Origin of the sequence: Afipia sp. GAS231 (genome assembly GCF_900103365.1) — a bacterium.
Lineage (GTDB): Bacteria > Pseudomonadota > Alphaproteobacteria > Rhizobiales > Xanthobacteraceae > Bradyrhizobium.
On record NZ_LT629703.1, the window covers coordinates 6,028,665 to 6,053,152 of the forward strand.

The window sequence follows — 24,488 nt, forward strand, 5'->3', positions numbered from 1 at the left end:
CGGCCGCGGCATGGCTGGTCAGCGCGCGATATCCTGCCGGATACGGCCAATCGCCGCATGAATATCGGTCCAGGCCGGCTTATCCGGGGCAAATTGCCGCCGCAGGTAGGACGCCAGTTCGGCGACCTGGTCGTCGGTAAAACTGTCTTTAAAGGCCGGCATATAGCCGAGGTCGGACGACGCCGGTGCAGCAATGCCATGGAGGATGACCTGAACCAGGTTGTCCGGATGGGCGCTGTGCAGATTGCTGTTCAGCGCCAGCGACGGCCGGCTGCCGAACAGCGGCGCGCCGCCGACCTCGTGACATACCGCGCAGGCGCCCTGGTAGAGCCGGGCACCGACGCTCGCGGCCGCCGATGTCCTCGTGCTGCTCGCGGCTTCGAGTTTCGCGGCGAGAGTATGTTGATCGATGGCGGTCTCGTTGAAGGAAGCGAGATAGACCGCCATGGCGCGGATGTCCTGGTCGGGCAGCGCGCCCAACTCCTTCACGACCGGCGCCATCGGTCCGGCCGCCACACCATGGAAGCGGGATTCGCCGGAGCGCAAATAGGCGAACAGTTCGTCTTCGTTCCACGGGATCGGTGCTTGCGACAGCGATGTCAGAGCTGGCGCTTCCCAGCCTTCGGCAAACCCGCCGGCGAGATAGGCGTTCGCCTGCTCTGCGCCGAGCGCGTTGCGCGGCGAATGGCAGGCGCTGCAATGGCCAAGGCCTTCGACCAGATAGGCACCGCGATTCCAGGTCTCGGATTTAGCCGGGTCGGCCTGGAACACGGCAGACTTGTGGAACAGCGCATTCCATCCCGCCAGCAGCGGACGCAGGTTGAACGGGAACGCCAACGCGTTTGGCTTGGCCTCCGTGCGCACCGGCGATTGCGCCATCAGATAGGCATAGAGCGCCTGCAGGTCGGCATCGCTGGTCCTGGCGAAATGCGGATACGGAAACGCCGGATAGAGCTGCTTGCCGTCGCGATGGATGCCTTCGCGCATCGCGCGTTCGAAAGCGGGATACGACCACGCGCCGATGCCGGTTTCGAGGTCGGGTGTGATGTTGGTCGAATAGATCGTGCCGAACGGCGTCTGCAGCGGTCGGCCGCCGGCGTTGAGAATGCCGCTCGCGGAGGTGTGGCACACCGCGCAATCGCCGAGCGCGGCGAGTTGCTGGCCGCGGGCGATCGTCGCCGCCGAATAGACCGAGGCATCCGGCCGCGCGATCGGCGCGATCGATCGCCATGGCAGCACGGCAGTGCCGATGCCGACCACAGCGGCGCACAACGCTGCGGCGGTTGCCAATACGCCGCGACGAACCGAAAACGGATTCTGCCATGTGCGAGAAGGCGGCGGCGCGGAAGCAGGTGCTGGCAATGCCTCCGGTGAGGCGGGCGCATCACCGCGCAATCCCTTCAGGATGCGTTCCGGCGTGAACGGCAATTCGCGAAACCGCACGCCGGTCGCGTCAAAGATCGCATTGGCGATGGCGGCGGCGCTGGGGACGGATGCGGACTCGCCGACACCGAGCGGCGGCTGGTCCTGCCGCGGCAGCATCAGCACGTCGATCTTGGGTACGTCCGGAAATTTGATGATGGGGTAGGCGCCCCATTCGCGCGCCGTCACGGACGAGCGGTCGAACGACACTTCCTCCATCAGCGCGCGGCTGGTCGACTGGATGACGTTACCGTGAATCTGGTGACGAACACCGTCCGGGTTGATCATCAGGCCGGAATCCTGCCCGGCGACGACGCGGGTAACGCTGACATCGCCGGTCGCCCTGTTGACGGCGACGTCGGCGATCCATGCCGACCATGCTGCGCCGTAGCCCGGAAACTTGCTGTGGACGTACAGCGCGTAGGCGAAACCGCGCCCGCGCACGATATCGCCTTCGGCTTCGGGCTGCTCGCGAACCGGCCGCGGCTTCCAGCCTGCGCGCTCGGCAACGGCATTGACGAGATCGATCGCACGCGCGTCCTTCAGATAGCGCAGGCGATACTCGATCGGATCGACGCCGGCCTCGGATGCGACCTCGTCGATCCAGGATTCATGGGCGAACGTATTGGGCAGCGCCGAGACGCCGCGCAGCCACGAAGCGCGCACGATCGGCGGCATGTCGTGTACGACCACGCGCAGGTTGTCGTAGTCATAGGGCGGGATCGCGGTGCGGTCGCCCATCTCAAGCACGGCGGGCGTGTTCGGGACTTCGCCGGTCAGCAGCAGCGCCAGCGTCGGCGCGCCGTTCGAGGGATAGCGCGTCGCAAAGTCATAACCGGCGACGCTGCCATCGGCGTTCACCCCGCCATTGACATCCATCAACTGCGCCGTGCCCTTCGGCTCCCAGGCGTGCTCCTGCTCGCGGGTCAACTGCACGCGGACGGGGCGGCCGACGGCGCGCGACAGCAGCACGGCATCGGCGGACACGTCGTCCGCGCAGTTGCGGCCGTAGCATCCGGCGGCTTCCAGCCGGATCACCTCGATTTCGGCTTCCCGCCGATGGATCAGCCGCGCCAGTTCGGTGCGCAGATGGTGCGGGTTCTGCGTGCCCGACCAGACCCGGGCCTGGTCGTCCTGATAGTCGGCAACCGCGCAGGAGGGACCGATCGAGGCGTGCATCTGGTACGGCCAGACATAGGTCCGCGGCATCGGCTTGGCGGCGCCTGCAATCGCCGCATCGACGTCGCCTTTGTCGATCAGCGTCCGCGGCTCGGAAGGATTGGCGCGCAACGCCGTCGGGATGTCGCCGAGATCGGGCAGGACAGGCGTCGGCTTCCACGTTACCTTCAACTGCGCGGCCGCCTTGATCGCGTTCTCCTCGCGCTCGGCGACGACGCCGACGAAGTCACCGATCCGAACCACCGCGACCAGCCCTGGAATATCGCGCACCGAGGCTTCATCGACCGCGATCAGGCTGGTGCCGACGAAATCACCGGCATCGACGCCGGCATAGGGCGGGCGCACGACGCGGCCATGCAGCATGCCGGGAACGCGGACGTCGTGAACGTAGACCAGTTCGCCGGTCGCCTTGGCCGGCAGATCGACGCGCGGCACCGATTGCCCGACAATGGAATAGGTGCCGACGTCCTTCACGGGGATATCGTCGGTCAGTTCAAGCTGGATGGTGTCGCCTGCGATCAACTCGCCATAGCTGACGCTGCGGTTATCCCTGCCGCGCACCAGGCCGTCTTCGATGGTGAGATCCTCGACCACAAGTTCCAGCCGCTCCGCCGCCCGCGCGATCAGAAATTGCCTCGCCTGCGCCGCCGCCTTGCGCAGCGGCACGGCCGTGATCTGAATGGTTTCGCTCGCGATCGTCGCGCCCTGGTTCGGAACGCGCGAGGTATCGCCGAGCACGACGATGACGCGGGCAAAGGACACGTCGAGCTCTTCGGCGACGATCTGCCCCAGCGCGGTACGGATGCCGGTGCCGAGATCGACATGACCGTTATAGGCGGTGACCGATCCGTCTGACGTGATCTTGATGAAAGTCTCGAACTTGACGGCTTCGACAGGAGAGGCGGGACGAACGACGGTCAGCGTTCCCTGCGGGCGTTCGTTCGTCGCGGGAGAGTCCGGCGCGGCCATCAGCTCTGCGCCTCGACGACATGGCCGGCGGCGCGCATCGCCGCGCGCATGATTTCGATATGGGCGCCGCAGCGGCAGAGATGATGACGCAGCGCTTCCATCACCTCTTCCTCGGAAGGCCGGGCGCTGCGATTGAGCAGCGCTCGGGTCGTGATGATCATGCCGTTCAGGCAATAGCCGCATTGCGCGGCCTGTTCGCTGATGAAAGCCTGTTGCACGGGATCGGGATGTTCGCGCGTGCCGAGCCCTTCGAGCGTCACGATATCGCGCCCGGTGCAGCCCTCGATCGGGATGACGCAGGAGCGCGCCGCGACGCCGTCGATCAGTACCGCACAGGCGCCGCATTCGCCGAGCCCGCAGCCATATTTCGGTCCGTTCAGAGCGAGGTCGTTGCGCAAGACGTAAAGCAGCGCGGTGTCGGGAGCGGCGTCGACGTCGCAGGTCTTGCCGTTCACGGTCAGGCGCATCTTGCTCTGCGTCATGCTTCCCATGCCTCTCGCTGCGCTGCAAAATCCTGCGCTGGATGCGGGGGAAAGATACCGTTTGTGTACAAACGTGCAAGCCGCGCGTTTCCGCGCCGCAGCGCGCTGCCCGCTTTATGAACAAGGGGGCGAGGCAAATGAGTTTTTATGCGGCAATGGCGCATTTTCGCTTTTGTTGCCGCTTGACAGGATTTCGGTCCACGCGCAACATCGTTCGTGTACGAACAATTGATCGGATCCGTGAGGGCGCGGCTGCGATCACGGCCTTTCGAACTGCAGGCTTGTTCATGACCGACGTTTCGACCGCCGCCATCGGCGACAAGATCCGCTGCGATGCCTGTCCGGTGATGTGCTACATCAAGCCGGGCGCGGCGGGCGCGTGCGATCGCTATGCCAATCACGACGGCGAACTGGTGCGCGTCGATCCGCATATCGTGCTGGAGCGAACGGTGTCGCATGGCGGACGGCTGGTGCCGTTCCAGGCCGGCGGCGACTGGGATGGCAAGCTGGTTCACGAGCCCAGCGTGTTCGTGACCGCGATCGGCGCCGGCACCACCTATCCCGATTACAAGCCGGCGCCCTTCATCGTTTCCTCCGAGATCGACGGCGTCGACATGGTCACGGTCGTGACCGAAGGCATTTTCAGCTATTGCGGCGTCAAGGTGAAGATCGACACCGATCGCTATCTCGGCCCGGAAACCGCGACGGTGCGGGCGCAGGGCGAGGCGATCGGCCATGTCACCACCAGCGAATACGGCTCGCAGATGCTGTCGCTCGGCGGCGTGCACCATCTGACCGGCGGTTCCAAGAAGGAAGGCCGCGTCACCTGCGATGCGCTGATGGACCTCTCCAATTGCAAGCCGGTGGAGCTGACCATCGATGGCGGCGCCACGGTCGTGGTGCAGGCGGGCTATCCGCCGATCGTCAACGGCGTGCCGGAAGAGCGGATGCGGGTGGGGTGCGGTTCGGCCACCATCGGCATGTTCGCCAAGCAATGGCAGGGCAAGGTCGACGAAGTCGTGGTCGTGGACGACCACATCACCGGCGTGCTCAGTGAGCATCAGGCCGGCAAGCTGCTCGATATTCCCGATACCGGGATCAAGATGAAGGGCCGGCGCTCGACGCCGGGCCGTTACTTCCAGGTCGCCGAGCCCGGCACCGGCTGGGGCGGCACCAAAATTTCCGATCCGCTGTCGGTGCTGGGCCCGTTCGACCCGAAGGAAGCAAGACCGGGGCTCACGATGCTGATGGTCTCGACCACCGGCGAGCATGCCGCCTATTACGAACTCGACGAGGCCTTGCGTCCGGTCGAGAAGCAGATGCCGCTCGATCTGAAACTCTCGGTCGAACGCATTCAGGAAAATTGCGAGCCGGCAATGTGCACGGTGCTGTTCATGGGCGGCGCCGGCGGCTCGCTGCGCGCCGGCGTGACCGATAATCCGGTGCGGCTGACGCGGTCGGTGAAGGACGCGCTGACCCGGGTCACCAGCGGCGGCGCGCCGGTTTACGTCTGGCCCGGCGGCGGCATCACCTTCATGGTCGACGTCACCCGGATGCCGGCCGGCGCCTTCGGTTATGTGCCGACGCCGGCGCTGGTCGCGCCGATCGAATTCACGCTCAAGCTCTCTGACTACGCCGTCCTCGGCGGCCATATGGACCATGTGGTTCCATTGGCGTCGCTGCGCGACAATACCGAAACCCGGCCAATGCCGACCATTCCGGGGCGGGGCGCATGAAACGCCTCCCGCAAATCGCGCTTCTTCCTGACGGCAAGCGGCTGCATTTGCAGGATGGTCCGATCGATCTGGTCATCGAGGCGAAGGGCCGCGACGCGGACGTGCGCGCGGCCTATCAGGCCGCGGCCCATCGCTTCACCGGGCTGCTCGATGAACTCTGCGCGGAACTGACTGAGTTGCGCCAGCCGGTCGATCCGGTTCGTTGCGCGCTGAAAGGCGTCGTCGCGCGCCGCATGCATGCGGCCGTGGCGCCGTTTGCCGCCGATCACTTCATAACACCGATGGCAGCTGTGGCCGGTTCGGTCGCAGAAGAAATTCTCGGCGCCATGCTGAGCGCCGCACGGCTTGACCGCGCCTATGTCAACAATGGCGGCGATATCGCACTTTATCTGGCTGACGGCGAGCAGTTCACCGTCGGCCTGATGGACCGGCCCGACCGGCAAGGCCTGCTGCGCGCGATGACCATCGATGCCGACGATCCCGTGCGTGGCGTGGCGACCAGTGGACGCCACGGCCGCAGTTTTTCGCTCGGGATCGCCGACGCCGTCACCGTGCTGGCAAAGACAGCATCGCAGGCCGATGCCGCCGCCACCATCATCGCCAATGCCGTGGATCTGCCCGGCCATCCCGCGGTTGTCCGTTGCCCCGCGAACGAATTGCAGCCGGATAGCGACCTCGGATCGCGTCTTGTGACCCGCGATGTTGGCCCGCTCGGCGAAAATGAAATCGAGACCGCGCTGAGGGCAGGGGCCCGCCAGGCGCAGCAGTTGCTGGCGGCCGGGTTGATCGAAGGCGCCGCCTTGCGTCTTGAGGGCGAGACGGTCGGTGTGGGAACAACGGGAATTGCGACACGCGCGTTGCCGGCGCTTCATGGAAGCGCGATACAGGATACGATGCATGTCTGATCGGAAGCGAGGCGAATAAATGAGCGCGATCATTCGCAAAATCGTCACGGTGGTCGAAGAGACCCATCTGGAGATGGGGCAAAAGGTCGCGCCGCCGACCCGGCGCGCGGCGGCGATCGCCGTGATCGAAAACCCGTTTGCCGGCCGCTATGTCGAGGACCTTTCGCCATTGATCGCGATCGGCGAGGAGCTCGGCGAACTGCTGTCGAAAAAGGCGGTGGCGGCGCTCGGGATCGACGGCGCCAAGGCGCACAGTTACGGCAAGGCCGCCGCGGTCGGCGAAAACGGCGAACTCGAACACGCGGCAGCGATCTTGCATCCCAAGATGGGCGCGCCAGTGCGCAAGGTGCTGGGCAAGGGAGCGGCGCTGATCCCGTCATCGAAGAAACGCAGCGGCCCCGGAACCACGCTGGATATTCCGCTCGGCCACAAGGACGCGGCGTTCGTGCGCAGTCATTTCGACGGCATGGAAGTGCAGATCAACGACGCGCCGCGCGCCAACGAGATCATGGTCGCGGTGGCGGTGACCGACAGCGGCAGGCCATTGCCGCGTGTCGGCGGATTGACGGTTTCTGAGGTCAAAGGCGAAGACGGTTTGAGATAGATTTATCGGACACTGGAGGGTTGAGGATGCAACGCAGACATTTGCTCGGAGCGGGATTGGCGATCGCGGTCGCCGGTTTTGCCAACAACGCGATGGCGCAGGCCGAAATCAAGATCGGCGAAATCAACAGCTATTCGCTGTTGCCCGCTTTCACCGAACCCTATCGCAAGGGCTGGCAGCTCGCGGTCGAGGAAATCAATGCCGCAGGCGGCATCGGCGGCAAGAAGCTCGTCGTCGTCTCCAAGGATGACGGCGGCAAGCCGGCCGACGCCCAGACCGCCGCCAACGAACTGGTGTCGAGCGAGAACGTGGCGATGCTCACGGGCACGTTCCTGTCCAACATCGGCCTCGCCGTCAGCGATTTCGCCAACCAGAAGAAGGTGTTTTTTCTGGCAGCCGAACCGCTGACCGACGCGGTCACCTGGTCGAAGGGCAACCGCTACACCTTCCGTCTGCGTCCCTCCAATTACATGCAGGCGGCGATGCTGGTGGAAGAGGCCGCGAAGTTGCCCGCCAAGCGCTGGGCGACGATCGCGCCGAACTATGAGTACGGCCAGTCTGCCGTTGCGGTGTTCAAAAAGTTGATGTCGGAGAAGCGTCCCGATATCGTCTGGGTCGACGAGCAGTGGCCGCCGCAGGGCAAGATCGATGCGGGCCCGGTGGTGCAGGCGGTTGCCGCCGCCAATCCCGAGGCGATCCTCAACGTCACCTTCGGCGCCGATCTCGTCAAGCTGGTGCGTGAAGGCAATACCCGTGGCCTGTTCAAGGACCGTAAAGTAGTTTCGTTCCTGACCGGCGAGCCGGAATATCTCGATCCGCTGAAGGAAGAGACGCCGGAAGGCTGGATCGTCACCGGTTATCCCTGGTACGACATCAAGACGCCGGATCACGACAAGTTCCTGAAAGCCTATCAGGCCAAGTACAACGACTATCCGCGTCTCGGCTCGATCGTCGGCTACCAGACCATCAAGGCGGCGGCCGCAATCCTCGCCAAGGCCGGCTCGAGCGATCCGGAAAAACTGATCACGGCGGCTGAGGGCTTGTCGATGCCGTCGCCGTTCGGCGAAATCACCTTCCGCAAGATCGACCACCAGTCGACGCTTGGCGCCTATGTCGGCAAGACCGCGCAGAAGGACGGCAAGGGCGTGATGGTGGAGTCGGTCTATCGCAAGGGTGGCGACTATCTCCCTGGTGACGCCGAAGTCGAAAAGCTTCGCCCGAAGGATTGAAATCTTACTTCTCCCTCTCCCGCTTGCGGGGGAGGGTTGGGGTGGGGGTGCTTCAACATCGGGATTCCCCGCGTGGAGAGAACCCCCACCCGCCGCGCTCTTCGAGCGCGTCGGCCTCCCCCGCAAGCGGGAGAGGCGAAGCGAGCCAGCCATCAGGTCTCGCGAGCACTATATGCGATTGCCCCGCCGCAGGCGGAGCGAAATGAAGAAAGCAAGACCTCATCCTGAGGAGGCGCGCAGCGCCGTCTTGAAGGATGAAGCCACCGCACTGAAACGCGCCCAACCGGACCACCCATGGCCTTTTATGTCGTTCAGTTCCTGACCGGTCTTGCCAGCGCGGCGTCGCTGTTTCTGGTAGCATCAGGGCTGTCGATCATTTTTGGCGTCACGCGAATCGTCAACTTCGCCCATGGCGCGTTCTATATGCTCGGCGCCTATGTCGCGTTCACGCTGACCGAGCGGTTTTCCGGCGCGCTCGGCTTTTGGGGCGGCGTTGTCGCCGCCGCGCTGATCGTCGCCGCCGTCGGCGTCCTCGTCGAGATGGTGCTGCTGCGGCGGATCTATCATGCGCCGGAACTGTTCCAGTTACTGGCGACCTTTGGCCTGACCCTGATGGTCGAAGACCTCGTGGTTCTGATCTGGGGACCGGACGATCTGCTCGGCCGCCGCGCGCCCGGCTTCAAAGGCGCGATCGATTTCTTCGGCCAGAACATCCCGAGCTACGACCTGTTCCTGATCGCGCTCAGCCCGGTCGTGCTCGGAATCCTGTGGTTGCTGTTCCAGCGCACGCGCTGGGGCGTGCTGGTGCGCGCGGCGACGCAGGACCGCGACATGGTGGCGGCGCTCGGCGTCAATCAGAAATGGCTGTTCACCAGCGTGTTCGCGCTCGGCGTCTTTCTCGCCAGCCTCGGCGGCGCGCTGCAGATCCCGCGCGACGCCGTGCATCACGCGCTGGACTTGCGGATCATCGTCGACGTCTTCGTCGTGGTCGTGATCGGCGGGCTCGGCAGCATCATCGGCGCCTTTGTCGCCGCGGTGCTGGTGTCCGAACTCAACGCCTTCGGCATCCTGATTTTTCCGAAGATCTCCATCATCCTGGTGTTCCTGGTGATGGCGGTGGTCTTGATTGTGCGTCCCTGGGGCCTGTTCGGCAAACCGGAAGCCGCAGCGCGGCGAACGCCCGGCCTGACGGTTAATCCGTGGCGGCCGCTGACGTCGAACGAACGGCTGGCTTCGCTTGGCGCGCTGATGGTGGCGGCGGCGCTGCCGTTCGTGGCCGGCAATTACGCGCTGACAGTCGGCTCCGAGATCGCGATCTTCGTGATCTTCGCCGCCAGTCTCCACTTCCTGATGTCGGTCGGCGGGCTGGCCTCGTTCGGCCACGCCGCCTATTTCGGCCTCGGCGCCTATGGCGTTGCGTTCCTCGCCAAGCTGGCGGGATTGCCGATGATCGTCTCACTGCTGCTCGGTCCGCTGCTGGGCCTGCTCGGTGCCGCGGTGTTCGGCTTCTTTGCCGTGCAATTGTCAGGTGTCTACTTTGCGATGCTGACGCTGGCCTTTGCGCAGATCGTGTGGTCGATCGCGTTCCAGTGGGTTACGGTGACCGGCGGCGACAATGGCATTCTGGGAGTCTGGCCGGAGAAATGGGCGGCGAGCCCGTCGAGCTTCTATTGGTTGTCGCTCGCCATCGCCGCGCTTGCGGTCGCGGTATTGCGCATCATCGTGTTCTCGCCGTTCGGGTTTGCACTCCGCGCCACACGGGATTCCCCGCTGCGCAGCGAGGCGATCGGCATCAACGGCAAACGCGTGCAGTGGACCGCCTTCGTCATCGCGGGCACCGTCGCCGGCATTGCCGGCGCGCTGTTCGCGTACCTCAAGGGCAGCGTTTTCCCGGATAACCTTGGTATATCCCTTTCCGTCGATGCGCTGGTCATGGTGCTGCTCGGCGGTGTCGAGACGGTCTCCGGTGCGGTCGTCGGCGCCATCGTCTACAAGGCGCTCAACATCTGGCTGGTCAGCCAGACCGATCTCTCCAAACTGGTATTGGGCGGCTTCATCGTCCTGATCGTGGTGGTTTTCCCGAAGGGCATCGTCGGCATGCTGGAGACGATCAAAAACCGCCGGCGATCTTCTGCGTCGAAGTCGGCATTGCTGACATCCCGGATCGAGACTGCCGAATGAGCATGGTCCCCACATTGCTGTCGGTCGAAGGCTTGAGCAAGTCCTATGGCGGCGTGCATGCTGTGCGGGGCGTGTCGTTCGAACTGCGTGCCGGTGAAATCCTGGCGCTGATCGGGCCCAATGGTGCTGGAAAAAGCACCTGCTTCGACATGCTCAACGGCCAGAACATTCCGGATAGCGGCAAAATCCGTTTGCTCGGCGAGGACACCGCGGGCCGGAAGCCGCGTGCGATCTGGCGGCTCGGCGTCGGGCGTACCTTCCAGATCACGGCGACGTTCCCGACCATGACAGTGCGCGAAAACGTGCAGGTCGCGCTGGTTTCGTATGGCAAGCAATTGTTCAATCTGTGGACGTCGACCGCGGCCTACGCGCGCGAGGAAGCCGGCCGGCTGCTCGATCTCGTCGGCATGGGCGCCTATGCCGAGCGCCCCTGCGGCGAACTCGCCTATGGCGATCTCAAGCGTCTTGAGCTTGCGATCGCGCTCGCCAACCAGCCGAAGCTGCTCCTGATGGATGAGCCGACCGCCGGCATGGCGCCGCGCGAGCGCATCGAGCTGATGCGGCTGACCGCGCGCATCGCCCGCGAACAGTCGATCGGCGTGCTCTTTACCGAACACGACATGGACGTGGTGTTCGAGCATGCCGACCGCATCCTCGTGCTCAACCGCGGCACCCTGATCGCCGAAGGCTCTCCGGAAGAAGTCCGCGGCAATCCGCAGGTGCGCGCGATCTATCTCGGCGAAGGCCTAGTCTATGACGCGCGCCACCGCGAGGGAGCCGGTGCATGAAGCTCACGGTGAAGGATCTCAACAGCTTTTACGGCCCGGCGCACATCCTGTTCGATATCGCGCTCGAAGTCGGCGACGGCGAAGTGGTCGCGCTGCTCGGCCGCAACGGCGCCGGCAAGTCGACCACCTTCCGCTCCATCGTAGGATTGGTGCAAAACCGTTCCGGGCAGATCGTGTTCGAAGGCAAGGACGTCTCGACCGAGCCGACGCATGCCATCGTGCGCGGCGGGCTCGGCTATGTGCCGGAGGAGCGGCGGATCTTCACGGATCTCACGGTCGAGGAAAACCTCGAGGTCGGCAAGCAGCCGAAGCGGCCAAACGCGCCATATTGGACGCGCGAAAAATTGTTCACGCTGTTTCCGAATCTGGGCGAAATGCGCAACCGCCCGGGCGGACGCATGAGCGGCGGCGAGCAGCAGATGCTGACGATCGCGCGGACGCTGATGGGCAATCCCTCGCTGGTGCTGCTCGACGAACCCTCGGAAGGCCTGTCGCCAAAAATCGTCGAGCAGATGGTCGATGCGATCCTGGCGATGAAGAAAGAGGGCGTCAGCATCGTGGTGTCCGAACAAAACCTGCATTTCGCGCGGTTGATTTCGGATCGCGCCTACATCATCGAACGCGGCAAGATCTGTTTCGGCGGCACGATGGCCGAACTCGACGCGCGGCCGGATATCCGGGACGCGCATCTGTCATTGTGATTGGCGAAGAATAGAAGAGGCGGGGAGCGAACATGGGAAGGGGTGCTTTGCCGAAACGGAGCGTCAAGCCGCAGAGGCCGTCCTACATTCTCGACGAGCAGATCGGCTTCATCCTGCGCCAGGTCTGGCAGCGCCATGCCACGATCTTCGCCCGCGAAATCGGCATCAACCTGACGTCGGCGCAGTGGGCGGCGCTGGCGAAACTGACCGAGACCGGGCCGTGCTCGCAGAATTTGCTGGGGCGGCTGACCGCGATGGACGTCGCCACCATCAAGGGCGTGATCGATCGCCTCACCGCACGCGGCCTGACCGAGACCAGCCCCGACCCGGAAGATGGCCGCCGCCTGCTGGTCAGCCTCACCCGCGCCGGCCAGCAACTGGCCGAGAAGGCCGCGCCGAACGCGCTGGCGATCACCAAGGAAACGCTGGCGCCGCTCGACGCCAAGGAGCGCGAGACGCTGATGGTGCTGTTGAACAAGCTGCGGTGATTCGGCGCACTTGCCCAATTTGAGTTGGATCGCGGTGGCGCGGCGGTGCCGTGCGGCGTTCGCGCTACTCCGTGAGATGGAGCACCAGTGCGACGGCCCCCACCAGAATGAGGCTAACGGCCCAGGACGTATCCAGATTGAACCAGCTCCGCGATATGAATTTGAGACCAAAAAAGCGGTAGACCAGCCATGCCAGGCATCCGCCGGCCGCGATCATCGCGGCAGCGTGGACGACGGAGACCAGCACGGCCATACCGAGATTGGCATTGATCAGGGTCCCAGCTGCGATGTGGCCGTTGTCGAGGTCGGCTTCCCGGCAGAGGCCGAGATAGATCGGCACCAGCATGAGCCCCGCGCCATGGGCGATTGCCACGGCGAAGGACCAGAGCCCCAGTTGTGTCGGTCGTATCCGCGCCAACGCTCGTGGATGGCGCCGGTAGACGAGGCGGAAGATACCGAATCCGATGACAAGGAGGCTGGCGCCGATCTGTACCTGGCGCTGCCATTCGACGAGGGCGACCAGCAGCGCGAAGGGAAGGATCACCAGCAGCATCGCGAGCAGATGGCCGGCCGCTAGCGCCCCAAGCGCGGCCGGCATGGCCCGCGAACTCCTTTCCATCAATCCAGCCGACACGGCGAGCGGCCACCCCATTCCCGGATTTGCGCCGTGGTAGAGGCCGCTCGCGACGACAGCCAGCCAGAGCCAGGCAGGTGTCCAATCGGCTGCGCTCACATTCAAACCGACGGATAGCAGAACGAATCGGTCGAACAGTCACCGCCGTCGAGCCGGATCTGATGCGCCCGGTAGCCGTCGGGGAAGCTGACCCAGTAGTCGTTTGCCAGCTCGAGGCCACCGCCCGGACTGGCATTGGCCATTACCTCGGCGCCGGGTATTCCGCTTGGATAGAACTGGTCGTCCCAGGTCGAGTAGAGTGAGTTGGTCCAGTATACGCGTTTGCCGTCGCGGCTGATCTCCACCATCTGCGGACCGCCTGCAAAGGCCTTGCCGTTCGGATGAGGCGTACGGCGTGCGATGCCGCCGATGTGGACCGATCCGGCAAGCTTGGGCTTTCTCGGATCGCTGACGTCGTATTGACGCATTTCGCCGGTGCCCCAGCAGGACACGTAGAGAAACTTGTCATCCATGGACAGGTCGATATCCGTTACCAGCGGCGGCACGGCCCCAAAGCCCTGCAGGAGCGGCGGCAACTGGTCCTTCGACGCAGGCTCGGGCGGGATCGTCGCCGTCTTTTCGATGTGAAACTTGCCGCCCTCGCGCCACCAGGTCCAGATCGAGCCTTCGAGGTTTGTGGTGTCGACCACGACGCCCAGGAATCCGTACTCGCGAACGGGATCATGCGCCGGACGCACCTCCAGTGCCATTTGATGGTTGGCGCCGAGGTCGATGGTCTGAACATTCCGCCGCGCCCGCAGATCCCAGAAGTGGATCCGATGGCCATATTTGTTGGAGAGAAGATCCTCGGGCACAATTCCGTTCTCGAACTGCGGTGGCAACGCCCACTCGCTGGTCACCATGTAATCGCGTGGCAGGTTCCACCAGAAGTCATAGTGCAGGTTTTGAGAACCGCGATCGATCTCCCACCGTCCGAGGACATCGAATGTCTCGCAGTCCATGATGAAGACGCCGGGCGGTCCATCGGTGCCATCCTTGCCGCCGCCGCCGAGCGTGCTGACGTAAATGCCGTCCGGCCCGCAGTGGATCGTGTGCGGCCGCGAGTACCCGGTCTTCTTGAAGATTTCCTCGGGTTCGATAATTTTGTGAATCTTGGCCAGGGTGGGATCCGGCTTGGTATCGATGACGTAAATCCGGGAGGATCGGATACCGGGGATGATGAGGTAACGGCGTTCCAGGAATGTGTGTGCGGTGAGCGGTGACAAAGACGACGAGCAGGCGTTCCACCCGAAATGGTGAAACTCGTCCCCCTTATTGGGCATTGTCACGGTGTGGACGACCTGACCGAAGCTCGAAGAGCCAGGCTTGACGTCGATCACGGCGAGCGCGTCGGGCTTTGAAAAGTCCGGGCTAAGCAGCAAGGTGTAGGCGAAACGCTCTGGCGGAGCTTCCATCGCAAGCTTCGGCGATGCGTGAAACGTCGGGTCTGGCCTGATCGTCATCGTACTGCCTCCCTGTTTGCCTTGGTGTGTACCAACCTGGCTCAGCGGCATGCAGCAGAACTAACCGGGCTCGTTGATTCCTCTTGCGATGCCGCCGGCTGGGTTCGCTTGTAGTGACCATACACCCCCATGCTGTCCGATGAAAGAAACGATGCGGGCTTCAATCCCGCGGAGGCCGACAAGGCCGCACCGAACGCGATCGCGATCACCAAGGAAACGCTGGCGCCGTTCGACGCCAAAGAGCGCGTGCTGTTGAACAAATTACGCTGAGTGCGCGACCAATACAGACAAGTAATTTCCTCGGGATTGCTTCAATGAAAGCGTTGCCGCTGCTTACGGCAGGATTGGTCATGATCGCCGGGTGCGGCGTCGCATCGGCGGCGCAACCCTATGAAGGGTTTTGGGCGTCGACCAAAAAAGATTGCAGCGACAAGGACAGCGCCAACCGCATGAACATCGAGGGCGGCAACCGGCTCTATTGGTATGAGACGCGATGCCGCGCCGGCGAGATCAAACCTGATGGCGATCGCGCCTGGAAGATGCGTTTGTCCTGCGAAGGCGAGGGTGAGAAATTCAAGTCCAGTCCGCGCATTTCGATCGCGACCGACGGCAAACTGGTGATCGACAACGGGCCGGTCGGCCAGGCGAAACGCCAGAGCTACGTGCGTTGCACACGAAGACCTGATTAACTCCGATCTCGCTGACGTGTTGCCGCAGCGCTGATCGGAGGATTCCCATGACCAAAGTCATTTACGAGCGCGATGGCCGCATTGCACGCATTACGCTGAACAGGCCGGAAGTCATGAATGCGATCGACGACGAGTTGCCGGACGCGCTTGCCGATGCGGTCGCGCGCGCCGACAACGATGCGGGCGCGCATGTGATCGTGCTTGCGGGCGCCGGCCGGGCCTTCTGTGCCGGATACGACCTGACCGCCTACGCCTCCGGAGATGCAGCCAACCGCTATACGCAGGAGATGCCGTGGGATCCGATGAAGGATTACGCCGCCATGTCCGACAACACCAACAAGTTCATGAGTCTTTTCCGCTCGAAGCGGCCGGTGATCTGCAAGGTTCAGGGTTTTGCCGTGGCCGGCGGCTCCGACATCGCGCTCTGTTCCGACATGATCGTCATGGCGGAAGATGCGCGTATCGGCTATCCGCCCGTGCGCGTCTGGGGTTGTCCGACGACGGCGATGTGGGTCTATCGGCTGGGCGCCGAGAAAGCCAAGCGCATGCTGTTCACCGGGGACAAAATCACCGGGACTGAGGCGGCCGCGCTGGGTCTCGTGCTGAAGGCCGTTCCGGCCGATCGGCTGGACGACGAAGTCGACGCCCTCGCGCACCGGATCGCAACCGTGCCGCAAAACCAGCTCATGATGCAGAAGCTGATGGTCAACCAGGCGCTCTACAACATGGGATTGATGGGCACGCAGATGATCGCGACCGTGTTCGACGGCATCACCCGGCATTCTCCCGAAGGGCTGAACTTCAAGCGGCGGTCGGAGGAAATGGGCTGGAAGCATGCGGTGGACGAGCGCGATCAAGGCACTTTCGACTGGACCACCAATCAACCGATCACGCAAAACCGATAATCGGGAATCAATCGCGGCTTGATGCTCAGCCGTCATTGCCTGCAACAAACGCGAAGCGTTTGTGCAGGGGAGCGCAGCGACAAAGCAATCCATTCTTTCTTCGCCCGGCAAGATGGATTGCTTCGCTTCGCTCGCAATGACGGTCGAACATCAAGCCAGTGTTACGTGAAGCTAATGCCCACTCACGATCTCCGGCACCCGTCCCGCCGGCGGGGTGTTGCGGCTGCGCTGGGTGCGGACGATGCCGTCGATGATGGTCATGCCGATGCCGGGCAGGTCGCCGAGCTGCACGCTGTGCAGGATGTTCCGGCCTGGCGAATGCTGCGCCATGTCCATGATGACGAAGTCGGCCGAGCGGCCGACTTCGATGATGCCGCAATCCAGTTCGCGCATCCGGGCGGTGTTGCCGGTGGCGAGGCAGAAGGCGATTTCCGCCGGGAGTTCGCCGAGCGACGACAGCAGCGACACCATGCGCAGGATGCCGAGCGGCTGCACGCCCGAGCCGGCCGGAGCATCAGTGCCGAGAATGACGCGGTGAAGATCGCCCATCTCGCGCGCGACGCGTAGCGTAAACAGCGCCGAGCGCTCGTTGCCGTTGTGAACCAGTTCGAGGCCGCGCTTGCAGCCCTCACAGATGCAGCGGATCTGATCGTCGGGCAGGGCGGTATGGCCGCCATTGATGTGGCCGACCACGTCGGTGTCGGCTTCCAGCACCACGTCCTTGTCGATCAGGCCGGAGCCGGGGATCGAAGGCCCGCCGGTGTGGATGGTGCTCTGGATGCCGTATTTGCGCGCCCAGCCCACCATCTTGCGCGCGGTCGGGCCGTCCTTGACGCCGCCGAGGCCGACTTCGCCGAGCAGCTTGACGCCGGCCGCGGCCAATTCCTTGAAGTCGTCCTCGACCATCTCGCATTCGATCACCGGCGCGCCGGCATGCACCTTCACGCCGCCGGGCCGCAGCGTCCAGAACGAGCGCTGCGCGAAGATCGCCATCGCCTTGAGGCCGACGACGTCGCGCGGCCGGCCGGGCATGTGGACTTCGCCCGCCGAGATCATGGTGGTGACGCCGCCATGCAGATAGCTGTCGATCCAGTTGATCTGGTTCTGCCGCGGCGTCCAGTCGCCCGCTACCGGATGGACGTGGCTGTCGATCAGGCCGGGCGCGACCGTGGTGCCGTTGGCATTGACCACGGTGGTGGCACCTTCGGTATCGACGTCTTTGAAGCGGCCGATCGCGGTGATCTTGCCGTTCTCGGCCACGATGGTGTCGGCATCGAGGATCGGCTTTTCCAGCGCCCCTGACAGCAACAACCCGATATTGCGGATCACCAGCTTGCTCGGGCCGGTTGCCTGGGGTGCGTCATGGGCCATGGTTTTGTCCTTGTTGTTCAATGCCTTCGGAGCGCCGGAGACCATCTTGCCCGCGGCTTGACGCCGGGATCAAGAAGGATTATTCATTCGTACACGAATGATCGTGTACGAATGATTTTGCCGCCAATCTGGCCCGCACGTCAAGGAAACTGACGATGAGCAATTTCAACCAGGAAAGCGTCCTCAGCGTCCACCACTGGACCGACACGCTGTTCTCCTTCACCACCACGCGCGATCCCTCGTTCCGGTTCAGGAACGGCGAGTTCACCATGATCGGGCTCAAGGTCGGCGAGAAGCCGCTGCTGCGCGCCTACAGCGTCGCCAGCGCCAATTACGAGGACCGGCTGGAATTCTTCTCGATCAAGGTGCCGGATGGCCCGCTGACCTCGCGCCTCCAGCACCTGAAGCAGGGCGACGAGATCATCGTTAGCCGCAAGGCCACCGGCACGCTTGTCATCGACAACCTCGAAGACGGCCGCAACCTCTACCTGATCGGCACCGGCACCGGCCTCGCGCCGTTCCTGAGCGTGATCAAGGATCCCGAGACCTATGAGCGGTTCGAGAAGGTGGTGCTGCTGCATGGCTGCCGCCGCGTCAAGGAACTCGCTTATGGCGAGATGATCACCGAGAAACTGCCGAACGACGAGTTGATCGGCGACTACATCCGCAACCAGTTGATCTATTACCCGACCGTGACCCGCGATCCCTTCCGCAACCGCGGCCGCATCACCGACCTGATCAATTCGGGAAAACTGTTCGGCGATATCGGGCTGGCCGCGCTCGATCCCGTGCATGATCGCGTCATGATCTGCGGCAGCCCGGCGCTGGTGGCCGACACCCGCACCCTGCTCAACGGCAAGGGCTTTGTCGAAGGCAACCACGGCGAGCCGGCGCAGTTCGTGGTCGAGAAGGCGTTCGCGGAGCGCTAGCAGCACACTCAGTCTTCCTCATCCTGAGGAGCCGCGAAGCGGCGTCTCGAAGGATGGGCTACAGTCTGGCTCTCATGGTTCGAGACGCGCTTCGCGCTCCTCACCATGAGGGGATAGGTCAAGCCCTGACCGCGGGCGCCTCCAGCGGCATGCCATTTCTACTTTGCATATGGGGTTGTTTTCGCGATTTTGTGTTTGGCCCCTCCGGAGCGTCCGGATCTGCCGTGCTGGCGCTCATACTAAGGCCGTACCGCCGGTGCTTCCAGCGGCATCCCCCGCGCCCGCGACATCAGGTACAGCTCCAGTTCCACCAGTTCCGGCGCGCCGTAGTCATAGGCCTGCGCGCGGATGCCGGTGATACAGGCGCGCAGGCGCCGCTGCAGCGACCCCAGCGATTGCCACTCCAGCCGGTAGAGCGGATATCCCGTCGGGTGGGCCTGCGTGATCGCCGACCCGGCCAGCCGCTTGTCCCAGTTGTCGTCATGGCAGTTGGCGCAGCCGAGATTGAGCTGGCCCTGCCGCTGCATGAACAGCTCACGCCCCTTGGCAATGAACGGTTCGAGCTGCGGATCACTGCCGGTTTCGATCGCTTTGCCTTGCGACTGCCGGGCGATGAAGGCGGTCAGCGCCAGCAGATCGCGGCTCTCATAGGCCAGCGGCGACGCCTGCTGATGGTTGGTGCGGCACAGGTTGATGCGCTGTTCCAGATCGACGGGACGGCCGAGCGCCTTGTCGAAGGCGGGGTAATGCGCGGCGACGCCCTTCATGCTGGCATCGGCGTCATTATGGCAGTCGGCGCAGGCCTTGTTGGCGGAACCGACCTTGCGCTTCCACAGCGCTTCGCCGTCGAGCACCCAGAGCATGCCGGGATTGGTCGTGTCGTCGTCCTGCATCGCCTTGGTATCCGGCGTCATGAAGCTGTAGCCGGAGCGGCGTTCGGCCTGCGGGATTTCGGCGGCGCCGACGGAACCCGCCAGCAGCAGCGCAACGAATATGATGCCGGCCAGTCTCATTCGACCGTGATCGAAGCGGAAGCAGTTTCGGAAAAGCCGTTGTCGCCGATCCATTCGAACTCGAATTTGCCGCTCGCGGTTGCCGTGGTGAAGAAGCTGATGAACGGGTTGGCGGCGATCGCGGGATAGAGGTCAACGCGGAAAATCTCCGTGCCGTTATAGCGGCACGTGAAGCCGGTGATAATGTCGCGAGGCACGATTTCGCCTGACGCCATATGACGATAACCGGTCTCCATGATGTGCGACATCAGCGTCTTGATCTCGATGATGTCACCGCGCTTCGCTTTCTTGGGAATGTTGATCAGGGCCGCGGCCATCAGATCACCTCCTCGGTACAGGCCGCCAGTGTCACGATGATATCGACGCTAACCGACCAGAACGAATCGTCGGAAAGCTTTGCGATCGCTGTGATCTTCTGGCTGTCGGCGAGTCTGATCCGGGTCGAGACCTGCGCCCGGCCGGCGTTCGGGCCGAGATAGAAGTTGCCGACATTGGGTTGCGGGTTCTTCTCATTGAAGACGTGGATGCTCTTGACGTGGTTGTCAGGTGTCATCGGGTTGTCGACGCTGACCGTCATCGGCACGGTATTGCCGTTCTCGACCAGCGGCGGCACGTCGAGCTTCACCTTGCCGGTGCGCACCACGGCATCGCCCACGACCTGACGGATCGCGGAAGCCAGCATCGCCGGTGTCGCTTCGGCGGGTCGCAGCGTCACGACCGGCACCGCGCCAGCCACGGCAGCGCCGCCGGCGAGGCCGAGGAACTGGCGGCGGGTCGAATGGAAGCGTCGGTGCATCGTCATTTCCTAGTCACGCAAGCTCGCCAGATACGCCACGATATCCTCGATCTGTTCGGCCGACAGGATCGGCTTGCCGCGCCAGGATGGTCCGACACGGTCAAGCCCGTCGACGCGATAATAGGACGGCATGATGGTCGCGGCATTGAGATGCGAGGCGTCGACCAGCCTGAGCCGAAGTTGCCCTTCCGACCAGCGGCTGCCGGAACCGGCGAGGCTGGGGGCAAGGTCGCCCTGGAACCTCAATTCCGGAAACGGACCGCTGTGGCAAAGGATGCAGGTGCTCGACCGTTCGACGACCAGCGCGCGCCCGCGCGCCACGTCGCCCGGCGTAGTCGTGAGCCGTTCCGGAATGGCGTCGCCGACAACAGCGTAGGAGTGCAAGGCTTGGGCGCCGGCCGGGCAGGGCAGCGTCAGCCACGCTGCTCCAAGACATGCCGCCAAGATCTGGATTGCATTAGCCAAAGATGTCCACCGTGATCGTCTTGAACCAGTTGTCCGCACGCTCCGCTTCGCGCCGGCGCTCCTCGCGCGGCGCATCGACCGGGCTTGTCGCGCTCTCGACCTCGGCGAACTGCCCGTCCTTGGGCAGATAGACGCCCGACAGCGAGAACGCGTAGCCGGGTTCGACCGTGTTGTAGCAGGCCCCGGTCAGCCGCGGGGTCTCCGGTGGTTTGCCGGATAGTATGTTCACCACCGCGGCGGCGCAGGCCTTGCCTTGCGCGTGCGCGGCGGAGGCCGATTTCGGCAATTGTCCGGCGATGCAGGCGTCGCCGATGACATGAACATTGGGCACCAGTTTCGAGACAAAACTGACGGGATCGATCGGGCACCAGCCGGTGTTGTCGGCTACCCCTGCGATGTCGGCGATGCGGCCGGCCTTCTGCGGCGGAATCACGCTGGCGACATCGGCGGTGTAGTTGCCGAAATCGGTGACGATGGTGTTGGTCACGGCATCGACCGACGTCACCCGGCCACCTTGCGACAGCGCGATCCGTTCGATCATGCCGGGATACAGTTCCTTCCAGGCGGCCTCGAACAGTTTTTGCTGCGAGAACCCGTCCTTGGCGTCGAGGATCAAAACCTTGGACCGCGGCTTCCTGTTCTTCAGGTAATGCGCAATCAGGCTGGCGCGCTCGTAAGGCGCCGGCGGACAGCGCAAGGGGGCGGCGGGAACCGCCAGCACCACGGTGCCGCCATCGGCCATGGCTTCGATCTGCTTGCGAAGAAGTATTGTCTGTTCGCCGGCCTTCCAGGCATGCGGCATTTTGGCCGCGGCGGCTTCGTCGTAGCCGGGCAGGGCGTCGAAGCGCAGGTCGATGCCGGGCGCCAGCACCAGGCGGTCGTAGGCCAGCGAATTGCCGTCGGCCAAAGTGACGGTGCGCGCCAAGGAATCGATCTTCGTCGCGGCTTGCGCAGCGACGGTCACGCCACTGGCGGCGATACGGTCATAGGTGAACTGCTGCATCGGAAGTTCCCGCAAACCCGCGATCACTTCATTGCTGAAGGGGCAGGCGGTAAACACTTGATTTGGCTCGAGCAGCGTCACCTGCAACTTTGGATCAAGCTGCCGCAGCGCCCGCGCACAGCTGGCGCCGCCAAAGCCGCCGCCGATCACGACAATGCGCGCCGCGCCTTGCGCGAGCGAAGGATGCGCGAAAGCTGAAGCGGCGGCAGCCGAAGCAATGCCGCGAGCGACATCCCGGCGCGTGACGTCCATGCGTTAAATCCGAAAAGGAGCGAGCGGCGGCCGGGTGAGGCCGCCGCTCATGTTTCAGGCGAAGCTGATGTTCTGGTCCCGCAACGGCACCGAACGAATCCGCTTGCCGGTCGCGGCGAAGTAGGCGTTGAGCACCGCCGGTCCCGCCACGCAGATGGTGGGTTCGCCGACGCCGCCCCAGAAGCCGCCGCTCGGCATCACGATCGATTCCACCTTCGGCATTTCGGCAATCCGCATCGAGTTGTAGGTGTCGAAGTTGGTCTGCTCGATCGCGCCGTTCTTCACGGTGCAGCCGCCATAGAACAGGCCGGACAGGCCGTAGACGAAGGAGCCCGCGATCTGCCGTTCGATCTGCGCCGGATTGACGGCATAGCCGGGATCGGTGGCGGCGACGATGCGATGCACCTTGATCTTGTTGCCGTCGGTCACCGAGATCTCGGCGGCGCCGGCGACATAGCTGCCATAGCCCATGTGCTGGGCGATGCCGCGATAGACGCCTTGCGGCGCCGGCGTGCCCCAGCCGATTTTCTCGGCCACGGCGTTGAGCACCGCCAGATGCTTCGGATGTGTCGCCATCAGCTTCCGGCGGAACGCGAGCGGATCCTGGCCGACCGACTGCGCCAGCTCATCCATGAAGCATTCCAGATAGATCGCGTTGTGATTGACGTTGACGCCGCGCCAGAAGCCGGGCGGGACATGCGGGTTGCGCATGGAATGCTCGACCAGCAAATTCGGCACGCTGTAGCCGATGGCCGCCTCGCCGGACGCGTTGAGGCCCTGGAATGCCACCGGATCCTTGCCGTTCTCCAGCGCCGCCGGGCGTAAAGAGAACAGGATGGATTGGCCGGACAACCTGACATGCAGCGCCGTCAGGTTGTTGTCGGCATCGAAGGCCCCGGTCAATTTGCACTGCGTGATCGGGTGATACATGCCGTGCTGCATGTCTTCCTCGCGCGACCACAGCAACTTGACCGGCGTGCCTGGCATCTGTTTGGCGATCAGGACCGCTTGGCGGACATAATCGGTCTGGCCGCGACGGCCGAAGCCGCCGCCCAGCATCTGCTTGTGTACGTCGCACTTGTCGGCCGAAAGGCCGGAAGCCTCCAGCGTTGCGGCGAAAGCGGCTTCGCCGTTCTGGGTGCCGCACCAGACCTCGCATTTGTCCGCGGTCCAAACCGCTGTCGCGTTGAGCGGCTCCATCGTTGCGTGGTTCTGGTAGGGGTAGTTGTAGACCGCCTCGACCTTCTTGGCGGCACTGGCAATCGCCGCCTTGGCGTCACCGTTGGTATTGCCGACATAGGCCGGCTGGGCATTGTCGAGGCCTTCGGCGAGCCATTTGGCGATCGATTCGCTGGAGACCTTGGCGTTGGCGCCTTCGTCCCAGACAATGGGCAGCGCTTCGAGTGCTGACTTCGCATGCCACCAGGTATCGGCGACGACGGCGACCGCGGTGTCGTCGACCTTCACCACCTTCTTGACGCCCTTCATGCCCATAACCTTGGCTTCGTCGTAGCTTTTCAGCTTGCCGCCAAACACCGGGCAGGCCTTGATGGCGGCGTTGAGCATGTCCGGCAGCTTGATATCGATGCCGTAGGTCATCTTGCCGGTGGTCTTGTCGACGGTATCGAGTCGCTTCAATCCCTTGCCAGCAATCTTCCAGTCCTTCGGATCCTTCAGCTTGACGTCGGCATCCGCCGGCGGCGTCAGTTTCGCCGCGGCTTCCACCACCTTGCCGTAGGTCGTGGTCTTGCCCGACGCCGCATGGGTGATGACGCTGTTGGACGCGGTGCATTCCGACGCGGGTACTTTCCATTCGTTCGCCGCGGCCTGGACCAGCATCATGCGCGCGGTGGCGCCGCCCTTGCGGACATATTCATGGCTGGCGCGGATGCCGCGGCTGCCGCCGGTCGAGAAATCGCCCCACGCACGCTTGCGGGCGACGCTTTGACCCGGCGTCGGAAACTCGGTGGTGACCTTGGACCAGTCGCATTCGAGTTCTTCAGCGACGAGCTGGGCGAGGCCGGTGAGCGTGCCCTGTCCCATCTCTGAACGGGCGATGCGGATCACGACAGTATCGTCGGGACGGATGACCACCCAGGCGTTGACCTCCGGCGAGCCGTCGGCGGCGCGGACCACGGTCGGTCCGCCAAAGGGAATGTCGAGGCCGAGCGTAAGTCCGGCGCCGGCAACTGCGGTGCCGCCGATCACGAAGGCGCGACGATTGAGTGTGACGTGCTTGTTCATG

22 protein-coding genes and 1 pseudogene are annotated in these 24,488 nt (G+C 63.9%); 12 read left to right on the forward strand and 11 right to left on the reverse strand.

Going from position 1 to position 24,488, the window contains the following annotated elements:
* Positions 1-18 precede the first annotated feature (18 nt).
* Both BLS26_RS28520 and BLS26_RS28525 read right to left on the reverse strand, forming a co-directional pair.
* Positions 19-3,570 carry a molybdopterin cofactor-binding domain-containing protein gene (locus BLS26_RS28520; protein ID WP_092515840.1) on the reverse strand — a complete coding sequence of 1,184 codons (3,552 nt, stop codon included), beginning with the start codon at positions 3,568-3,570 and terminating at the stop codon, positions 19-21.
* The gene (locus BLS26_RS28525; protein ID WP_092518728.1) at positions 3,570-4,052 is read right to left on the reverse strand and encodes a (2Fe-2S)-binding protein; all 483 of its coding nucleotides are present in this window, start codon (positions 4,050-4,052) and stop codon (positions 3,570-3,572) included. Before BLS26_RS28525 ends, BLS26_RS28520 begins: the two co-directional genes overlap by 1 nt.
* 287 nt (positions 4,053-4,339) lie before the next feature.
* Here BLS26_RS28525 and BLS26_RS28530 point away from each other — a divergent pair, with 287 nt between their 5' ends.
* The 8 genes from BLS26_RS28530 to BLS26_RS28565 all read left to right on the forward strand — a co-directional run bounded on the left by BLS26_RS28530 (position 4,340) and on the right by BLS26_RS28565 (position 12,684).
* Positions 4,340-5,788 (forward strand): 6-hydroxynicotinate reductase, encoded by a 1,449-nt coding sequence (locus tag BLS26_RS28530; RefSeq protein WP_092518730.1) that lies wholly within the window; start codon positions 4,340-4,342, stop codon positions 5,786-5,788.
* Positions 5,785-6,693: a UPF0280 family protein gene (locus tag BLS26_RS28535; protein ID WP_092515841.1), complete on the forward strand. Its 909-nt coding sequence runs from the start codon at positions 5,785-5,787 to the stop codon at positions 6,691-6,693. The genes BLS26_RS28530 and BLS26_RS28535 overlap by 4 nt, the downstream gene beginning before the upstream one ends.
* A 19-nt stretch (positions 6,694-6,712) precedes the next feature.
* Complete coding sequence (locus BLS26_RS28540; protein ID WP_074826004.1) at positions 6,713-7,297, forward strand: amino acid synthesis family protein; 585 nt, start codon at positions 6,713-6,715, stop codon at positions 7,295-7,297.
* A 26-nt stretch (positions 7,298-7,323) separates the two neighbouring features.
* Positions 7,324-8,526 (forward strand): ABC transporter substrate-binding protein, encoded by a 1,203-nt coding sequence (locus BLS26_RS28545; protein WP_092515842.1) that lies wholly within the window; start codon positions 7,324-7,326, stop codon positions 8,524-8,526.
* 294 nt (positions 8,527-8,820) lie between these two features.
* Positions 8,821-10,707, forward strand: a complete 1,887-nt coding sequence (locus BLS26_RS28550; protein ID WP_092515843.1) for an ABC transporter permease — start codon at positions 8,821-8,823, stop codon at positions 10,705-10,707.
* Positions 10,704-11,495 carry an ABC transporter ATP-binding protein gene (locus BLS26_RS28555; protein ID WP_092515844.1) on the forward strand — a complete coding sequence of 264 codons (792 nt, stop codon included), beginning with the start codon at positions 10,704-10,706 and terminating at the stop codon, positions 11,493-11,495. The genes BLS26_RS28550 and BLS26_RS28555 overlap by 4 nt, the downstream gene beginning before the upstream one ends.
* Positions 11,492-12,196: an ABC transporter ATP-binding protein gene (locus BLS26_RS28560; protein ID WP_092515845.1), complete on the forward strand. Its 705-nt coding sequence runs from the start codon at positions 11,492-11,494 to the stop codon at positions 12,194-12,196. The genes BLS26_RS28555 and BLS26_RS28560 overlap by 4 nt, the downstream gene beginning before the upstream one ends.
* 32 nt (positions 12,197-12,228) lie before the next feature.
* Positions 12,229-12,684: a MarR family winged helix-turn-helix transcriptional regulator gene (locus BLS26_RS28565; RefSeq protein ID WP_092515846.1), complete on the forward strand. Its 456-nt coding sequence runs from the start codon at positions 12,229-12,231 to the stop codon at positions 12,682-12,684.
* A gap of 64 nt (positions 12,685-12,748) precedes the next feature.
* On the opposite strand, the gene BLS26_RS28570 is transcribed toward BLS26_RS28565, so the two are convergent.
* Together BLS26_RS28570 and BLS26_RS28575 are read right to left on the reverse strand one after the other, a co-directional pair.
* On the reverse strand, positions 12,749-13,417 hold the full coding sequence (locus tag BLS26_RS28570; RefSeq protein ID WP_092515847.1) for a hypothetical protein: 669 nt from the start codon (positions 13,415-13,417) through the stop codon (positions 12,749-12,751).
* A 2-nt stretch (positions 13,418-13,419) separates the two neighbouring features.
* Positions 13,420-14,820, reverse strand: a complete 1,401-nt coding sequence (locus BLS26_RS28575; RefSeq protein ID WP_092515848.1) for a selenium-binding protein SBP56-related protein — start codon at positions 14,818-14,820, stop codon at positions 13,420-13,422.
* A 174-nt stretch (positions 14,821-14,994) separates the two neighbouring features.
* Here BLS26_RS28575 and BLS26_RS36035 point away from each other — a divergent pair.
* The 3 genes and pseudogenes from BLS26_RS36035 to BLS26_RS28585 all read left to right on the forward strand — a co-directional run.
* A pseudogene (locus tag BLS26_RS36035) lies at positions 14,995-15,090 on the forward strand (MarR family transcriptional regulator); the annotation flags it as partial.
* Between the two features lie 44 nt (positions 15,091-15,134).
* Positions 15,135-15,509, forward strand: coding sequence for a hypothetical protein (locus BLS26_RS28580; RefSeq protein WP_092515849.1), 375 nt, complete (start codon positions 15,135-15,137; stop codon positions 15,507-15,509).
* Between the two features lie 47 nt (positions 15,510-15,556).
* Positions 15,557-16,414, forward strand: a complete 858-nt coding sequence (locus BLS26_RS28585) for a crotonase/enoyl-CoA hydratase family protein (RefSeq protein WP_092515850.1) — start codon at positions 15,557-15,559, stop codon at positions 16,412-16,414.
* A gap of 171 nt (positions 16,415-16,585) precedes the next feature.
* Here BLS26_RS28585 and BLS26_RS28590 read toward each other — a convergent pair whose 3' ends face one another.
* Entirely contained in the window at positions 16,586-17,785 is a 1,200-nt protein-coding gene (locus tag BLS26_RS28590; protein WP_092518732.1) for an amidohydrolase family protein, read from the reverse strand.
* Positions 17,786-17,940: 155 nt separating this feature from the next.
* On the opposite strand from BLS26_RS28590, the gene BLS26_RS28595 reads away from it, so the two are divergent.
* A complete protein-coding gene (locus BLS26_RS28595) occupies positions 17,941-18,714 on the forward strand; it encodes a ferredoxin--NADP reductase (protein WP_092515851.1) in 774 nt (257 codons plus the stop codon).
* A gap of 239 nt (positions 18,715-18,953) precedes the next feature.
* Here BLS26_RS28595 and soxA read toward each other — a convergent pair whose 3' ends face one another.
* From soxA to BLS26_RS28625, 6 genes are read right to left on the reverse strand one after another with little or no spacing between them, the layout of a single operon-like run.
* Positions 18,954-19,727 (reverse strand): sulfur oxidation c-type cytochrome SoxA, encoded by a 774-nt coding sequence (soxA, locus tag BLS26_RS28600; RefSeq protein WP_092515852.1) that lies wholly within the window; start codon positions 19,725-19,727, stop codon positions 18,954-18,956.
* Positions 19,724-20,044 (reverse strand): thiosulfate oxidation carrier complex protein SoxZ, encoded by a 321-nt coding sequence (gene soxZ, locus BLS26_RS28605; protein ID WP_092515853.1) that lies wholly within the window; start codon positions 20,042-20,044, stop codon positions 19,724-19,726. Before soxZ ends, soxA begins: the two co-directional genes overlap by 4 nt.
* Positions 20,044-20,523, reverse strand: coding sequence for a SoxY-related AACIE arm protein (locus BLS26_RS28610; protein ID WP_092515854.1), 480 nt, complete (start codon positions 20,521-20,523; stop codon positions 20,044-20,046). Before BLS26_RS28610 ends, soxZ begins: the two co-directional genes overlap by 1 nt.
* Positions 20,524-20,532: 9 nt before the next feature.
* Positions 20,533-20,988 (reverse strand): sulfur oxidation c-type cytochrome SoxX, encoded by a 456-nt coding sequence (gene soxX, locus BLS26_RS28615; RefSeq protein WP_244541713.1) that lies wholly within the window; start codon positions 20,986-20,988, stop codon positions 20,533-20,535.
* Complete coding sequence (locus BLS26_RS28620; RefSeq protein WP_092515856.1) at positions 20,981-22,243, reverse strand: NAD(P)/FAD-dependent oxidoreductase; 1,263 nt, start codon at positions 22,241-22,243, stop codon at positions 20,981-20,983. Before BLS26_RS28620 ends, soxX begins: the two co-directional genes overlap by 8 nt.
* Positions 22,244-22,297: 54 nt before the next feature.
* Positions 22,298-24,487 carry a molybdopterin cofactor-binding domain-containing protein gene (locus tag BLS26_RS28625; RefSeq protein WP_092515857.1) on the reverse strand — a complete coding sequence of 730 codons (2,190 nt, stop codon included), beginning with the start codon at positions 24,485-24,487 and terminating at the stop codon, positions 22,298-22,300.
* Position 24,488: the final 1 nt, after the last annotated feature.

What these genes read in the sequence shown, in the direction of transcription:
- BLS26_RS28610 (WP_092515854.1), bottom strand. Translation starts at nt 20,523, where the DNA reads ATGCACCGACGCTTCCATTCGACCCGCCGCCAGTTCCTCGGCCTCGCC.
- soxZ (WP_092515853.1), bottom strand. Translation starts at nt 20,044, where the DNA reads ATGGCCGCGGCCCTGATCAACATTCCCAAGAAAGCGAAGCGCGGTGAC.
- BLS26_RS28595 (WP_092515851.1), top strand. Translation starts at nt 17,941, where the DNA reads ATGAGCAATTTCAACCAGGAAAGCGTCCTCAGCGTCCACCACTGGACC.
- soxA (WP_092515852.1), bottom strand. Translation starts at nt 19,727, where the DNA reads ATGAGACTGGCCGGCATCATATTCGTTGCGCTGCTGCTGGCGGGTTCC.
- BLS26_RS28575 (WP_092515848.1), bottom strand. Translation starts at nt 14,820, where the DNA reads ATGACGATCAGGCCAGACCCGACGTTTCACGCATCGCCGAAGCTTGCG.
- BLS26_RS28625 (WP_092515857.1), bottom strand. Translation starts at nt 24,487, where the DNA reads ATGAACAAGCACGTCACACTCAATCGTCGCGCCTTCGTGATCGGCGGC.
- BLS26_RS28565 (WP_092515846.1), top strand. Translation starts at nt 12,229, where the DNA reads ATGGGAAGGGGTGCTTTGCCGAAACGGAGCGTCAAGCCGCAGAGGCCG.
- BLS26_RS28620 (WP_092515856.1), bottom strand. Translation starts at nt 22,243, where the DNA reads ATGGACGTCACGCGCCGGGATGTCGCTCGCGGCATTGCTTCGGCTGCC.
- BLS26_RS28585 (WP_092515850.1), top strand. Translation starts at nt 15,557, where the DNA reads ATGACCAAAGTCATTTACGAGCGCGATGGCCGCATTGCACGCATTACG.
- BLS26_RS28535 (WP_092515841.1), top strand. Translation starts at nt 5,785, where the DNA reads ATGAAACGCCTCCCGCAAATCGCGCTTCTTCCTGACGGCAAGCGGCTG.
- BLS26_RS28525 (WP_092518728.1), bottom strand. Translation starts at nt 4,052, where the DNA reads ATGACGCAGAGCAAGATGCGCCTGACCGTGAACGGCAAGACCTGCGAC.
- BLS26_RS28555 (WP_092515844.1), top strand. Translation starts at nt 10,704, where the DNA reads ATGAGCATGGTCCCCACATTGCTGTCGGTCGAAGGCTTGAGCAAGTCC.
- BLS26_RS28540 (WP_074826004.1), top strand. Translation starts at nt 6,713, where the DNA reads ATGAGCGCGATCATTCGCAAAATCGTCACGGTGGTCGAAGAGACCCAT.
- BLS26_RS28520 (WP_092515840.1), bottom strand. Translation starts at nt 3,570, where the DNA reads ATGGCCGCGCCGGACTCTCCCGCGACGAACGAACGCCCGCAGGGAACG.
- BLS26_RS28545 (WP_092515842.1), top strand. Translation starts at nt 7,324, where the DNA reads ATGCAACGCAGACATTTGCTCGGAGCGGGATTGGCGATCGCGGTCGCC.
- BLS26_RS28580 (WP_092515849.1), top strand. Translation starts at nt 15,135, where the DNA reads ATGAAAGCGTTGCCGCTGCTTACGGCAGGATTGGTCATGATCGCCGGG.
- BLS26_RS28590 (WP_092518732.1), bottom strand. Translation starts at nt 17,785, where the DNA reads ATGGCCCATGACGCACCCCAGGCAACCGGCCCGAGCAAGCTGGTGATC.
- BLS26_RS28560 (WP_092515845.1), top strand. Translation starts at nt 11,492, where the DNA reads ATGAAGCTCACGGTGAAGGATCTCAACAGCTTTTACGGCCCGGCGCAC.
- BLS26_RS28530 (WP_092518730.1), top strand. Translation starts at nt 4,340, where the DNA reads ATGACCGACGTTTCGACCGCCGCCATCGGCGACAAGATCCGCTGCGAT.
- BLS26_RS28550 (WP_092515843.1), top strand. Translation starts at nt 8,821, where the DNA reads ATGGCCTTTTATGTCGTTCAGTTCCTGACCGGTCTTGCCAGCGCGGCG.